The following is a 13,337-nucleotide window of genomic DNA, read 5'->3' as shown; positions in this document are numbered from 1 at the left end:
CGTCAGCGTCCTCGGCGTCCTCAACCCGCGAGGCGTCGACGTCCTCGGCGGCCTGCCGGCGGGCGAGTTCGATCGCCGACCGTGGCGAACCGGGCGACCTGAGAACCGCGTTGGACGCCAGCTCCCGCTCGGCCGTCGCCACGGCTGCCGAGAGCACCGGGGCATGACGACCAGACTCACCGGGCGGGTCCCACTCGGTGGGGACTTGGCGCGGGCAGGGTTCTCCACCCCGCGGTCGAGTGCGCGCGGTGTCGCTGGCGCCCGGGGTACAGACCGGGAAGAACTCCAGCCGGTTCTTGCCCGCGGCATCGGTACCGAAGACGTCGCTGTTCAGTAATGGATGTGCTCACCTCACCGAGAGCGCGAGGATCGTGAGCGCCGGCCGCGCACCGAGTAGGAGACCCAGCCCACGAATAGGCAGGGTCGAGACCTGCTCGGCTCGCGTAGGGGATTGGCCGCGCCCGGCGGACTCCGAACGAGACCGACTCGCGGGGACCATCACGGACCTGGCGCTCGGGTGTGCCGCTGCGGACGACATGATCGGTCCAGTCGAAGCGAGGTCACAGCCGAGGGGATGGGGCGCGAAGCGACCACCAGTCGAACCCATAAGGGCGAGAGTGGCCCCACCCTTAACCAGTTCGGGTCTCCTGAGCGGCGACCGTCGCCTTCTTCGGCGTGGGTACTGTGCGGCTCGTGGGCGCTCCGTTTCCGCAGGTGTGGTGACCGTGCGAATCGGCCCACGCGTAGGCAAGCGCGAACCGGACCATCTGCAGCCGACACGAACCCAACGACGCGCGAGGCTCGACCCGCTGCGCCGTCGACTGCCCTGTCCCGGAGGGAATCCGGGCGACAGTTGCATCGTGGCCGTAGGTCGAGCGCCGCGTCGGCAACCCCTGCGGGACTAATTGCGCAAGAGCATCGCGAGTCGACGTGGTCGTGCTGTCGAGCGGTTGCCAGTGGGGGCGAGATCATGGTGTCAGCGGAATCCCGGCGGTCGAGCGCACAGCCGACTGCCTGGTGGTTCCGTCGACGTTCTATTCACGCTATTCACGGCTTCCGGTATCCGACGCGCAGCCACTGGCCGGAGCTGTGCGACACCGGCCTGACCGCGCCCACCAACCCAAGCCCGGCACGTCACGCGATTGCGATACCTCCGGTCGAGCGCCGCCGTTGCGACCCGCGGTGCCTCGACGAGCCGGGGCGATCGCCGGTGTGGTGGCTGTCGAGAATCATCGGGTCCGACTCCGCCCGAGGGTCCGGCCGAGCGGGGCCGATCGAGGTAAAGGACGCTCATCGGATTGCGCCGGTGGGGTGCCTCGCGGATCTGGTCGCAGTGCTGACCGAGGGACCTCCGGCGGTTCATTGCCCACCGCCGGTGATGGGGCCGTACCGCAGACAGTCACGTGACGGCACCAGGGCTACGCAGCCTGAGCCGTTCGGACGCGGGGATTCTCGCCTCAGAGCTCAACCGCTCGGTGGGAGCGGCCGACAGTAGTCGTGCCTCGGTGCGTCGTTCCCTCGGCGCCGAGAACCACTCGTGACCGGTGGCGTTCAGCGCGCGTGGACGCGCCGACTCGAGCGGACAGCTCGCATTCCGAACTCCGAAGTCGATGTCGCCCGCCGGGCACAACGCCCGATGACGCGCCCGCGACTTCGATGGTCGGGAGGAGGCCCGCACCGGTTACCGCTCGCTCTTCCCCCGCCTCCGCACCTTGCCGGCGACACCACCGCGTCCGCCGGGAGCGCCCGCCTGCCTGCGGGGCTTCTTCTCGCGGTGGCGGGACGGGCGTTCGCCGCGGGGGAGGAGTTCGGCGCTGAACACGACGGTCGGGATGGCGACGATCCCTACTCCGCATTCGAGTACTTCGAATTTCCCGGCGCCCAGTCTTTCGAGAGTTTCGGCGTCGCGGTCGAGTTCCTCGGCGACGCTGGCGCCCTTGAGGGCGAGCATGCGGCCGTGGTCGCGGAGCAGGGGCAGCGACCACTGGGCGAGCTTGGCGAGGGGGGCGACGGCTCGGGAGGTGACGACGTCGGCGCCGCCGGCTTCCTTGATGACGCCGGAGTGTTCGGCGCGGCCGCGGACGACGGTGATGTCCAGGCCGGCCGCGTCGATGAACTCGCTGAGGAAGGCGGTGCGGCGCAGCAGGGGTTCGACGAGGGTGATGCGCAGATCGGGGCGGGCGATGGCGAGGGGGATGCCGGGCAGGCCCGCGCCGCTGCCGACGTCGACGACGGTGGCCGACTCGGGCATCAGTTCGGCGACGACGGCGCAGTTGAGAATGTGGCGGTCCCACAGGCGCGGCACCTCGCGGGGGCCGATGAGTCCGCGTTCGACGCCCGCCGTGGCGAGGGCGTCGTAGTAGCGGCGGGCGACGTCGAGCCGGTCGCCGAAGACCAGGGCGGCTGCGGCGGGCGGATCCGACTCGGGCGGCGGCGCGGCGCTTCCACCGAGATCTGGTTCCACGTGAAACGTCCTTCCGTGCTCGAGTCCGACAAGGTCCGGGTGCGGCGAGGCTCGCCCGGCCGGGGGAGTGGGTCGTGACATGGAGAAGGCCCCCGGTCCGAAGACCAGAGGCCTATCCAATCACCCGGTGTCCCGGTGTGGGAAACCCGCGCGTCGTCAGGCGGGCACGACGACGACGTGCCGGTTGGGCTCGACGCCTTCGCTCTCACTGCTGACACCCTCGACCGCGGCCACGGCGTCGTGCACGATCTTGCGTTCGAAGGGGGTCATCGGTTCCAGCGCCTCCGGAGCGCCGGACTCCCGCACGCGCTGGGCGGCGGCGGTGCCCAGCGCGCTGAGCTCCTCGCGCCGCTTCGCTCGCCAGCCCGCCACGTCGAGCATCAGGCGGCTGCGCACACCGGTCACCTGCTGGACGGCCAGCCGGGTCAGCTCCTGGAGCGCATCGAGCACCTCGCCGTTACGGCCCACGAGCTTGGACAGATCCCGACCGCCGTCGATGCTCACGACCGCGCGATCACCTTCGACGTCCAGATCGATGTCGCCGTCGAAATCCAACACGTCGAGCAGCTGCTCGAGATAGTCGCCGGCGATCTCGCCCTCTTCGATCAGCGCTTCCTCGGCATCGCTCACGAGGTCGTCGGCATCGGCGTTCACTCCGTCGGTTTCAACAGTCATCTGGTTTCCTCAATCTCACGGGTGGCGGTGGCGGTCAGCGGCGGCGCTTCTGGTTGGGCCTGCCCCGATTGGGGTTGCGCTTCTGCCCACCCGATTTCCGCTGCCCGGCCTTGGCGGGCTTCGGGGTGCCATTGGTCGACGGCTCGGTCGGCTGGCCGGTGTCGTCCGCGGATTCGGCGGACGCGGCGGTGGCCGGCTTCTTCTTCGTGTTCACCGGCTTCGCGCCCGGCTTCGGCGCGTTCTGCGCCCGCTGCTCGAGCTTGGCCTGCTTCTTGGCTTCTTCTTCCTTGGCCATGCGGCCGAAGACGAGGTGCTGCTGCCCGTAGGTCCAGATGTTGTTCGAGACCCAGTAGAGCAGGATCGCGATCGGCAGGAACGGGCCACCGACGAGCACGCCGAGCGGGAACACCCACAGCGCGAGCTTGTTCATCAGCGCGGCCTGCGGGTTGGCCGCGGCCTCCGGGGTCTGCCGCGCGACCGAGGCACGGGCATTGAAGTGGGTCGCCAGGCCGGCGATCACCATGAGCGGGATGGCGACCAACGCGATACTCAACCGGCTGGGGATGCCGCCGTAGTCCTCGAACGCCAGGAACTCCGCCTGCGGCGTGGTGATGAACGCGGAGATCGGCGCACCGAAGATACGCGCGCTCAGGAACGACTGGACGTCGGCCGCGTTGAAGACGTAGTTGGCGGTGTTGGCGTTCTGCTCCGGGGTCAGGCCGAGCTGACCGAAGCCGTGGCCGGTGCGGTTGAAGGAACGCAGCACGTGGAACAGACCGAGGAACACCGGCACCTGCGCCAGCACCGGCAGGCAGCCCATGAGCGGGTTGAAGCCGTGTTCCTTCTGGAGCTTCTGCATCTCCAGCGCCATCTTCTGGCGGTCGTTCTTGTACTTCTTCTGCAGCTCCTTGATCTGGGGCTGCAGTTCCTGCATCTGTTTGGTCGTGCGCACCTGCTTGACGAACGGCTTGTAGAGCACGATGCGCAGGGTGAACACGAGGAACACCACCGCCAGCGCCCACGTGAGACCGTTGTCCGCGCCGAAAGCGAACCCGAACACCCGGTGCCAGAACCACAAGATCCAGGACACCGGCCAATAGATGAAGTCGAGCACGGCTCTATGTACTCCCGTCGTTCGTGTCGCCGACCACCGCGTGCGGCGATCCTTTACAAGCGTGTGGCGCCGACATCGCGGCGTCGGCGGCTGCCGCGTCCCGGCGGCGCGGACGGCGCTGCGGAACGGGATCCCACCCACCAGGGTGCCAGGGCGCGCATTTGGCCAGGCGCACGGCCGTCAATCCGAGGCCGACGACGAGGCCGCGGGTGCGCAACGCGGTCACGGCGTACTCGCTGCAGGTGGGGGTGAACCGGCACACCGGCATTCGGGTGGGGGAGACATAGGTCCGGTAGAGCTCGATCAGGAAGATCAGCGCCCGCGCGGGCAACCGGTGGAGGGCGGCAGCTGCGGATCTCACGACCGGGCGTCCGTCCGTGGCCGCGCACCGGAGTGCGCACGTGGTGCGGGGGAGCGACCGCCGCCGTGGGTGACGCCGAGTTTGCGCAGTCCGCTGCGCAGCTGCCGGGCGAGTTCGGCACTGTCGGCGGTCGCCGCGCCGGGCAGTGCGCGGATCACGACGTCGGCATCGGCGGGCACCTCGTCGACGAGGGTGGCGCACATATGACGCAGGCGGCGGGCCACCCGGTGGCGAACCACCGCGGAGCCCACCGCCTTGCTGACGATCAATCCGAACCTCGGTCCGCCGACGCGAACGAACGACCCGGCGGCTACCGGGTCGCCGTGTCGTTCTGTCGCGTGCGCGAGCTCGTCGTAGGTGTGCACGAATGCGTGTACGACGAGATCTCGCCTCCCGATTCGCTGGCCGCGGCGCACCGTCCGGGAGAAGTCGGCACGATGATGCAACCGATACGGCTCAGGCAACACCCGAGCGTCCGAGGGCGAGGATCAGGCAGTGAGGGTAGCGCGGCCCTTACGGCGGCGCGCCGAGACGATGGCGCGACCGGCACGGGTGCGCATCCGGAGACGGAAGCCGTGAACGCGCGCCCGACGACGGTTGTTCGGCTGGAACGTCCGCTTGCCCTTGGCCACGGTCAACACTCCTCGAGTAGGTGGGCACCGTTCGGTACCCGAAGCTGTTCGGTGATACGTCCCTGGCGCACAGCGGTCGGTGACGACCGGACGCGGTCAGCACAGGACCGCTCACCGCACCAAGGGGTGACTGTAAGAGAGTACTGATCCGTTCAGAACGGGTCAAACCGCGCCCCCGGTGCCCGGACCCGTTCCGACCTGCCCGGTTGCTGTCGGCGCGCGGTCGTCGGGGCGGTCACGGGCCGGCCTCGGCGGGTGAGTTCGTCCACACCCCTACCCGGGGGCGAGCGACGCCGCCGACCGCGCTTGCCGATTGTTTGCCGAAGAATCCCTGGTCGACGCCCTATCCAGGCCGAATCCACCGTCGTTTCAGATTTCCCCAGGGTTTTCCACATCTGTGGATAATTGTGTGGAAAGACCCCTGGAGTGGCATATTCGTAGGGCCGACGGTGCCACGCCGCTGCCCCGGGAACGGGGGTGATCCGGGCAGCGTCCGAACCGGCGACGGACGTACGCGGGATCACAGGATAACCCATCCTCGCCGATGCTCGCGTGCCCCGGCCGTCTGCTCCTATCGACCTACTTTCCGGGGAGGACACTGCATGGACGACGAGCAGAACGTGTTGGCCACCGTGTGGCCCGAGGTGATTGCCGAGCTCACCACAGGATCGGCCGACGGGAGCATTCCCGCGGTCACCAGAGCACAGCAGGCATGGCTCAAACTCGTCAAGCCGATCACCGTCGCGCAGGGCTTCGCGCTGCTGTCGGTGCCCTCGTCGCTGGCCCAGGAGGCCATCGAGCGCGATCTGCGCGAACCCATTCTGCGTTCCCTCGGCCGCAGGCTCGGCCCGCAGGTGGAAGGTCTCGGCGTGCGGATCGCCGCGCCGGCCACCCCCACCGCCGAGCGTGCCGCCGCGAATCCGCGCCACGCCCGGATGACCAGCCGTCCGGAGCGCCCACGGGGGGAGCGGCAAGTTCCGGGCCTTCCCGGCCAGGAGGCGGTGGACCGGCCCGAGACCCTGCCGCGCTACAGCCAGTCCGCCGAGAGCGCCCCGGGGTACCCGGCGCGCCAAGACCACTCCCGCCCCGGCGACTACCCCGCGCCTGCCCCGGACTACCCGCCCGGCGGCGACTACCCGCCCACCCCCGAATACCCGCCGGCCGCCGAATACGCGCCGGCGGCCGAGTACGCGCCCGCTGCCGAGTACAGCCCCGAACCGGAGTACACCCCGACGACCGACTACCCGGGCGCGGACGACTACCCGACGACCGTCTTCCGTCTCCCGCCGGGCGGGTTCGCGGAACCGCCGGGCGACGGGCGCCCCGGCGGCGTTCCCGAGATCTCCACCCCGCGTCGCGACGGGCCCGGCCCGCGCCGGGATGCGACGCCACCCGGACAGGAAGCGCTGTTCACCCCCGAGCCCGGCGACCGGCCGCTGCGCGACACCGACCGACCGCTGCGGGAACCGGCGGCCGGCCACGACGTGCGCGAGTCCGACGGCCCCGTCGAGCGCGACGACGAGCCCGTGGTCAACATCCGCGATTCCTGGCCGACGTACTTCGCCAAGAACCAGGAGAGCACCCCGGCCCCGGCGAACTCCTCGGCCAGCCTGAACGCCAAATACACCTTCGAGACCTTCGTCATCGGCGCCTCGAACCGGTTCGCGCACGCGGCCGCGGTCGCGATCGCCGAGGCGCCGGCCCGCGCCTACAACCCGCTGTTCGTCTGGGGTGCCTCCGGCCTGGGCAAGACCCACCTGCTGCACGCGGCCGGGCACTATGCCCAGCGGCTGTTCCCGGGCATGCGCGTCAAGTACGTCTCCACCGAGGAATTCACCAACGACTTCATCAACAGCCTGCGCGACGACCGCAAGGTCGCCTTCAAACGCCGCTACCGCGAGACCGACATCCTGCTGGTCGACGACATCCAGTTCATCGAGGGCAAGGAAGGCATCCAGGAGGAGTTCTTCCACACCTTCAACACCCTCCACAACGCCAACAAGCAGATCGTGGTCTCCTCCGACCGGCCGCCCAAGCAGCTCGCCACGCTCGAGGAGCGACTACGGACCCGGTTCGAGTGGGGCCTGATCACCGATGTGCAGCCGCCCGAGCTGGAGACGCGGATCGCCATCCTGCGCAAGAAGGCGCGGATGGACCGGTTGGACGTGCCGCACGACGTGCTCGAGCTGATCGCCAGCCGCGTCGAGCGCAACATCCGTGAACTCGAGGGCGCCCTCATCCGCGTGACGGCCTTCGCCTCGCTCAACGGCCAGCCGCTGGACCTCTCGCTGGCGGAGGTGGTGCTGCGCGACCTGATGCCCGACACCGCGACGCTGGAGATCAACGCGGCCACGATCATGGCCGTCACCGCCGAGTACTTCAACACCACGCTCGAGGAACTGACCGGGCCGGGCAAGGCGCGGCCGCTGGCGCAGGCCCGGCAGATCGCGATGTACCTGTGCCGGGAGCTCACCGACCTGTCGCTGCCGAAGATCGGCCAGGCGTTCGGTCGCGACCACACCACGGTGATGTACGCGGAGAAAAAGGTCCGCAAGGAGATGACCGAGCGGCGCCGCGTCTACGACCAGGTCCAAGAACTCACAGCCCGGATCAAGCAGCGCTCGCGCTGAGCGTCCTCCACACCCTCGCACCGCCCCTGACCAGGGGCGGTGCTTTTTTGCGCCTTGTGGATTCCTCGAGGAATCCCTGTGGAGTCCTCGAGGAATCCACCGGTTTGTCCACCGATTCGTACACAGGCTCGCCGCCGGACGATCGCGGCACCGTGCACAGGGGGTTGTCCACAGCTTCCACACCCCGATTCACCCACAGGCACTGACCAGGCAACAGCGCTGTGCATGCCTGTGGATTCCTCGAGGACTTCGTGTGGAGTCCTCGAGGAATCCACCGCTTTTCCACGGTTCGGTGCACACGGGTGGACAAGTGGGTGAATCCGGTGGAACAACTCGAGGACGAACGGTGGATGGATGTGGGACAACTTCGGAGTCTCCACAGACGTCCCCCGTTCATCCACCGGTCACCCGATGTCCATCCCCACCACACCACGCCTGCTGACCTGCGCAGATGGGCCGATTCCACAGAATCCACAGCGCCTACTACTACTTCGGTTCTTCTTCTAGGAGATCTCTCTTGAAAAAAGGCTGTGTGGAAACTCGGGTGCGGCGGCTCGGCCGACGAGGGAGGCCGTCACAGGGCAGGGAGCGGAGGTGTGGAACTCCGGCCGAACTCTCGGCGGGCCCTCCGTACGGCACACGCCCGGGCGACGGGCCGGGCTAGGTTCCTCCGGCGCGGGCGGGGTACGGTTTTATGTCGGTCACCCTTGCGAGACTGCGAGGGCGCCGCGGACCCCGGCAGCGGTACCCGTCCACGGGCTACCCACGGGGGCGACAACCACACGGTCGAGAACCGCCTACCGACGTCGAACACGCCAACCGGGAGAGGACAGATCGGGCGATGGAGCTTTCGAGCATGAAGTTTCGGGTCGCCCGAGAGGATTTCGCCGAGTCCGTCGCGTGGGTCGCACGCAGCCTGCCGTCCCGGCCGCCCGTGCCGGTGCTCGGCGGGGTGCTGCTGGTCGCGAACGAGGACGGGCTGACCGTCTCGGGATTCGATTACGAGGTCTCCGCGCAGATGCGCGTCGCCGCCGAGGTCGCGGGCCCCGGCGAGGTCCTGGTGTCCGGTCGCCTGCTGGCCGACATCACCAAGGCGCTGTCGAACAAGCCGGTCGACGTCTCCGTCGACGGCACCCGCGTGTTGATCACCTGCGGCAGCGCGAAGTTCTCGCTGCCGACCATGCCGGTGGAGGATTATCCCCAGCTGCCCGAGGTGCCGCAGCAGACCGGTGAATTGAGTGTGGATGTCTTCGCCGAGGCCGTCGGCCAGGTCGCCGTCGCCGCGGGTCGGGACGACACCCTGCCGATGCTCACCGGTATCCGGGTCGAGATCGAGGGCTCGCAGGTGGTGCTGGCGGCCACCGACCGTTTCCGCCTCGCCGTGCGCCACATCGAATGGACCCCCGCGCGCCCTGACATCGAGACCGCGGTGCTGATTCCGGCCCGCACCCTGTCCGAGGCGGCCAAGACGCTCGGCGCCTCCGACGCCCCCGTCCAGCTCTCGCTGGGTACCGGCGCGGGCTCGGACGGACTGCTGGGGATCGTCAACGCCGGCCGCCGCACCACCACGCGGCTGCTCGATGCGGAATTCCCCAAGTTCCGCCAATTGCTCCCCAAGGAACACACCTCGGTCGCGACGCTGGCGGTCGCGGCTCTCACCGAGGCCATCAAGCGTGTCGCCCTGGTCGCCGAGCGCGGCGCGCAGGTGCGGCTGGAGTTCTCCACCGAGGGCCTGCTGCTCTCCGCAGGCGGGGACGACGCGGGCCGCGCCGAGGAATGGCTGGAGGCCGATTTCCGCGGCGAGCCGCTGACCATCGCGTTCAATCCCGGCTACCTGGTAGATGGGCTGTCCGCGCTGCACGCCGACCGGGTCACCTTCGGTTTCACCACCCCCAGCAGGCCCGCGGTCCTGCTGCCCGCATCGGAGGAGGAGCCGCAGACGCTCGATTCCGGTGCGTTCGCCGCCCTCACCGGCAACTACACCTACCTGTTGATGCCCGTGCGGCTGCCGGGCTGATCGCGCGCGTGGTGGCACCGAATTCGCCGCGTCGGTCGACGGGGGCGCGGTAGCGCATGTTCGTCCGGGCGCTGTCGCTGCGCGATTTCCGCTCCTGGGAGCACGTCGAGCTGGAGTTGTCCACAGGACGCACGGTGTTCCTGGGGGCGAACGGCAACGGCAAGACGAATCTGCTCGAGGCCGTCGGGTATCTGGCGACCCTGGGATCGCACCGGGTGTCGGCGGACGCACCGCTGATCCGTTCCGGCGCCCAGCGCGCCCGGGTGGGGGCGAACGTGGTCAACGCGGGCCGGGAACTGCGCATCGATGTGGAGCTGAACCAGGGTTCGGCCAATCGCGCGCAGATCAACCGCTCCCCGGTGCGCCGGACCCGGGAAGTCCTGGGGATATTGCAGACCGTGTTGTTCGCGCCGGAGGATCTGGCGCTCGTGCGGGGTGATCCGGGCGAGCGGCGCCGGTTTCTCGACGAGTTGTGCACAGCCCGGCTCCCCAGGCTGGCCGGTGTACGCGCGGACTACGACCGGGTGCTGCGGCAACGCTCGGCCCTGTTGAAAACCGCGGGCCGCCATGCCCGCTCGACCGCCGATCTGAGCACCCTCGATGTCTGGGACGGGCATCTGGCCGGTCACGCCGCCGTGCTGGTGGCGCAACGGCTGCGCCTGGTCCACGATCTGTTCCCGTACCTGGCCGAGGCCTACCGGTCACTGGCCCCGGAATCGCGACCGGCCGCCATCGGCTATCGCAGCGCGTACCTGCCCGGCGAATTGCTCGACCCGGCGCGCGCGCCGCGCGACGACGACGCCGCGGCGCTCGAGGAGATCATCCTGCGGGAACTGGCGGCGGCCCGGCGCAAGGAGCTCGAGCGGGGCGTCTGCCTGGTCGGCCCGCACCGCGACGAGCTGGAGTTGATGCTCGGCGACACCCCCGCCAAGGGGTTCGCCAGCCACGGCGAGTCGTGGTCGTTCGCCCTGGCGCTGCGCTTGGCCTCCTTCGATCTGTTGCGCAGCACCTCGGCCGAACCGGTACTGCTGCTCGACGACGTGTTCGCCGAACTCGATCGGCGCCGGCGCACCGCCCTGGCCGCCGTGGCGGCCGACGCCGAACAGGTGTTGATCACCGCGGCGGTCCCGGAGGACGTGCCCGCGGAGCTGTCCGCGACGCCGATCAGGGTGGCGACCGCGGGCGAGGCCGGCCACCGCACCTCGCACATCGCCACCGGCTGACCAGCTCGGTTCCGGCTGTACACAGAATCGTCATAGTTATCCACAGGTTCGACATCGATAGCTGGGAATCGGCTCGGTTCCCCGTCGTGACCTGCGCAGTTGTCTGGAACGGTGATCACTCACCCGGTTTTCCCGTGGTAATGCGACTGCGGACGGGGAGGATGGCCGGTGCGCTCGCCCGGCACGGCGTTTGCTCGCGTCCGAACTGTGATCGTGCCGTCATCAGGTCATCCACAGGGCCTGTGGACAACTTGACGATGCCGGTGATTGCCCAGGTCGGGGCGCTGCGGCCGGAACGCACCCGGAAAAGGCCCACGAACAGGCGTTCGATCACCCGGGGTTGCGCTGTCGTCACCCGCGTCGCGGAACTCCCGACACGCCCGCGGGGCTGGGGACAACTCGGGTAGAACTGGGGACAAACCGGCGCCGGTGGAGAATGGAAGCCGATGAGCGAGGAATCCGACCAGACCCCGGGTGGGGCGGGAACACCCCAGGAACCGCCGTTGCGCGGTGTCGACCTGGCTCGCCGTGCGCTGGAGGAGGCCAGGGCCGCCGCCCGGGCGAGCGGGAAGTCGGTGGGCCAGGGCCGCGCGTCCCCGGTGCGCAAGCTGCGCGCCGGTGGTCGGCGCCGCAGCGGCTGGTCCGGTGCCCGGCCCGACGACCGCGATCCGCAGCTGCTCTCGCAGTTGGCCACTCGCATCGCCAAGAGCCGGGGCTGGGACGGCAAGGTCGCCGAGGGCACGGTCTTCGGGCGCTGGGCGGGCGTGGTCGGGGAGGACATCGCCGCGCACGCCACCCCGGTCACCCTGAAGGACGGTGTGCTCAGCATCGCCGCCGAGTCGACGGCGTGGGCCACCCAGCTACGCCTGCTGCAACCGCAGATCCTGGCCAAGATCAATGCCGCGGTCGGGCAGGGGGTGGTGCGCCAGCTCAAGATCACCGGCCCGGCCGCGCCCAGTTGGCGCAAGGGCGAGCGGCACATCAAAGGCCGGGGCCCGCGCGATACCTACGGCTGACCCGTAGAAGTAGCTAGTACTTGGTGTTACGGTAACTTTCGCCTCGCTCGTGAGGCTCCGAGTTTCACGTGGAACGCCCGACCCGCCGCCGTGTCGACCGCGCCGGGGTCGCCGACCAGCAGGAGTGCCGCAGCCATGACCGCAACCCGCGCCGAGAGCCCGTTCGCCTCGGGCACCGTCGTCCGCCGCGGCGATATCGAGCTCGCCGTCTTCCAGTGCGGTGATCCCGCCGCGCCGCCGCTCCTGCTGATCCACGGCTGGCCCGACACGCACCTGCTCTGGAACGAGGTCGCCGCGCGGCTCGCCGGCCGTTTCCGCGTGATCGCCTTCGACAATCGCGGCGCCGGCGCGAGCACGGTGCCGGCCGAGGTCGCCGCGTACCGGATCGAGGAACTGGCCGCCGATGTCCGGGCCGTCCTGGACGCGGTGGTCCCGGGCGAGCGCGTGCACATCCTCGGTCACGACTGGGGTTCGGTGATCGGCTGGGAGGTGGTGAGCACGCCCGGCGCGGCCGAGCGGATCGCCTCGTTCACCTCGCTGTCCGGGCCGAACCTGGACTTCCTCGGCGCCTACCTGCGCGGGCCGGTCTCCGCGCGGCGGCTGCGCGGGGCCTTGGAGCAGGGCGTGGCGTCGGCCTACACGGTCGCCTTCCAGATCCCGGGGCTGCCGGTCCCGGTCATGCGGCTGCTGTCGCGCCGCTGGCCGCGTTTCCTGGCCTTCTTCGACGGTCTCGACGCGGCCGCGGTGCCCGCCGCGCCGACGCTGCCCGCCGACATGATCAACAACCTCAAGCTCTACCGCGCGAATATCCGTGCGCGCCTGCGTCACCCGCGTCCGCGCCCGGTGGAGGTGCCGGTGCAGGTGCTCATCGCCACCGGTGACCGTGCGGTGCGTCCGGTGGTGCACGAGGAGGCCGAGCGCTGGGTGCGCGACCTCACCCGCACCGAGATCCGGGCGCGGCACTGGTCGCCGCTCTCCCATCCGGACGAGGTGGCCGGGCGCACCGCCGACTACATCGAGGCGATCACCGCGCGAGCCGGCACCGGCACTGCTCGGCCGGGGCAGTCTGAGCCCAGCTGAGAGTGCCGGAAACGGCCGGGAGGCGGAGCGGACCCGCCGGTGATCGATTTCTCGCACTCACGGACCTGTCAGGGGTGTCGGAGGTGCATTCTGGTTCGGGCCTACCAGTAGGATGGAGAGGTAAC

General features: G+C 69.6%; 11 protein-coding genes. 5 read left to right on the top strand and 6 right to left on the bottom strand.

The window, feature by feature from the left end; translation table 11 throughout:
* Positions 1 to 1,681: 1,681 nt before the first annotated feature.
* From rsmG to rpmH, 6 genes are all read right to left on the bottom strand, one after another.
* A complete protein-coding gene (gene rsmG / locus AMO33_RS20365; protein ID WP_060593917.1) occupies positions 1,682 to 2,464 on the bottom strand; it encodes a 16S rRNA (guanine(527)-N(7))-methyltransferase RsmG in 783 nt (260 codons plus the stop codon).
* A gap of 156 nt (positions 2,465 to 2,620) precedes the next feature.
* Entirely contained in the window at positions 2,621 to 3,139 is a 519-nt protein-coding gene (locus AMO33_RS20360; RefSeq protein ID WP_060593916.1) for a Jag family protein, read from the bottom strand.
* Between the two features lie 34 nt (positions 3,140 to 3,173).
* Entirely contained in the window at positions 3,174 to 4,253 is a 1,080-nt protein-coding gene (yidC, locus tag AMO33_RS20355; RefSeq protein ID WP_011212204.1) for a membrane protein insertase YidC, read from the bottom strand.
* Positions 4,254 to 4,257: 4 nt separating this feature from the next.
* Positions 4,258 to 4,614 (bottom strand): membrane protein insertion efficiency factor YidD, encoded by a 357-nt coding sequence (gene yidD, locus AMO33_RS20350; RefSeq protein WP_011212205.1) that lies wholly within the window; start codon positions 4,612 to 4,614, stop codon positions 4,258 to 4,260.
* Positions 4,611 to 5,081: a ribonuclease P protein component gene (rnpA, locus tag AMO33_RS20345; protein WP_076573725.1), complete on the bottom strand. Its 471-nt coding sequence runs from the start codon at positions 5,079 to 5,081 to the stop codon at positions 4,611 to 4,613. The genes yidD and rnpA overlap by 4 nt, the downstream gene beginning before the upstream one ends.
* Before the next feature lie 21 nt (positions 5,082 to 5,102).
* Positions 5,103 to 5,246, bottom strand: a complete 144-nt coding sequence (gene rpmH, locus AMO33_RS30540) for a 50S ribosomal protein L34 (RefSeq protein ID WP_011212207.1) — start codon at positions 5,244 to 5,246, stop codon at positions 5,103 to 5,105.
* 602 nt (positions 5,247 to 5,848) lie between these two features.
* Here rpmH and dnaA point away from each other — a divergent pair.
* From dnaA to AMO33_RS20320, 5 genes are all read left to right on the top strand, one after another.
* Positions 5,849 to 7,876: a chromosomal replication initiator protein DnaA gene (gene dnaA / locus AMO33_RS20340; protein WP_060593915.1), complete on the top strand. Its 2,028-nt coding sequence runs from the start codon at positions 5,849 to 5,851 to the stop codon at positions 7,874 to 7,876.
* A gap of 841 nt (positions 7,877 to 8,717) precedes the next feature.
* Positions 8,718 to 9,893, top strand: a complete 1,176-nt coding sequence (gene dnaN / locus AMO33_RS20335) for a DNA polymerase III subunit beta (protein ID WP_041559718.1) — start codon at positions 8,718 to 8,720, stop codon at positions 9,891 to 9,893.
* A gap of 56 nt (positions 9,894 to 9,949) precedes the next feature.
* Positions 9,950 to 11,116, top strand: a complete 1,167-nt coding sequence (recF, locus tag AMO33_RS20330; RefSeq protein WP_060593914.1) for a DNA replication/repair protein RecF — start codon at positions 9,950 to 9,952, stop codon at positions 11,114 to 11,116.
* A gap of 446 nt (positions 11,117 to 11,562) precedes the next feature.
* Positions 11,563 to 12,132: a DUF721 family protein gene (locus AMO33_RS20325; protein ID WP_011206533.1), complete on the top strand. Its 570-nt coding sequence runs from the start codon at positions 11,563 to 11,565 to the stop codon at positions 12,130 to 12,132.
* Between the two features lie 135 nt (positions 12,133 to 12,267).
* Positions 12,268 to 13,212, top strand: a complete 945-nt coding sequence (locus AMO33_RS20320; RefSeq protein ID WP_060593913.1) for an alpha/beta fold hydrolase — start codon at positions 12,268 to 12,270, stop codon at positions 13,210 to 13,212.
* Positions 13,213 to 13,337: the final 125 nt, after the last annotated feature.

Origin of the sequence: Nocardia farcinica, assembly GCF_001182745.1 — a bacterium.
In the GTDB taxonomy this organism is placed as follows: Bacteria; Actinomycetota; Actinomycetes; order Mycobacteriales; family Mycobacteriaceae; genus Nocardia; species Nocardia farcinica.
Note: the sequence above shows the minus strand (reverse complement) of the source record. Positions and strands in the feature narration are given on the sequence as shown.

Bases quoted from the DNA above. Each gene is read 5' to 3' on its own strand.
- AMO33_RS20320 (WP_060593913.1), top strand. From the start codon at position 12,268: ATGACCGCAACCCGCGCCGAGAGCCCGTTCGCCTCGGGCACCGTCGTC.
- AMO33_RS20360 (WP_060593916.1), bottom strand. From the start codon at position 3,139: ATGACTGTTGAAACCGACGGAGTGAACGCCGATGCCGACGACCTCGTG.
- dnaA (WP_060593915.1), top strand. From the start codon at position 5,849: ATGGACGACGAGCAGAACGTGTTGGCCACCGTGTGGCCCGAGGTGATT.
- AMO33_RS20325 (WP_011206533.1), top strand. From the start codon at position 11,563: ATGAGCGAGGAATCCGACCAGACCCCGGGTGGGGCGGGAACACCCCAG.
- dnaN (WP_041559718.1), top strand. From the start codon at position 8,718: ATGGAGCTTTCGAGCATGAAGTTTCGGGTCGCCCGAGAGGATTTCGCC.
- recF (WP_060593914.1), top strand. From the start codon at position 9,950: ATGTTCGTCCGGGCGCTGTCGCTGCGCGATTTCCGCTCCTGGGAGCAC.